We start from the raw sequence: 542 nt of genomic DNA, 5'->3' as shown, positions 1-542 counted from the left end.
GTAGGGGGTGATTTTGCCATTACCAGCCGCAGTGATACGGGACAAACTTCCAGCAAGCAAAACTCTGTTTCTGTTGGTTTTGGTGCTGGACAAACGGGTGGTGGGGGCTCCATGAGCGCCTCTTTCCAAAAGGATAAATCCTCCAGCGATTATCATAGTGTTGTGGAGCAATCAGGCATCAAAGCGGGTGATGGCGGCTTTAAGATCAACGTTAAAGACAAAACAACGCTGACCGGAGGACTTATTTCCAGCACAGCCTCGGCGAACAAAAACAGTCTGACCACTGGAAGCATTAGCACCAGTGATATTTCCAACAGTGCGCATGCTAAAGCCAGCAGCCATGGGTTTAGCCTTTCTGGGAATGACACGATAAAGAACATTGCCAAGAATGTTTTAAATCACGGCAAAGCCAAGGATGGAGCAGAAGGGGAAACCAAATCTGCTATCAGCGATGGGACTATCATTCTTACTGATACAACTGGACAGAGGGCGATGGGGCAAGATGCTGGACAAATCATTGGCTCTCTCAACCGCAACACCGC

The 542-nt window shown here is 48.7% G+C and carries 1 pseudogene; it reads left to right on the top strand.

Annotated elements, in window-relative coordinates:
• Positions 1–542: pseudogene (locus ACFIKE_RS12205) on the top strand (filamentous hemagglutinin); the annotation flags it as partial.

Source organism: Bartonella sp. MU70NMGDW, assembly GCF_042194085.1.
GTDB lineage: Bacteria > Pseudomonadota > Alphaproteobacteria > Rhizobiales > Rhizobiaceae > Bartonella > Bartonella grahamii.
Note: the sequence above shows the minus strand (reverse complement) of the source record. Positions and strands in the feature narration are given on the sequence as shown.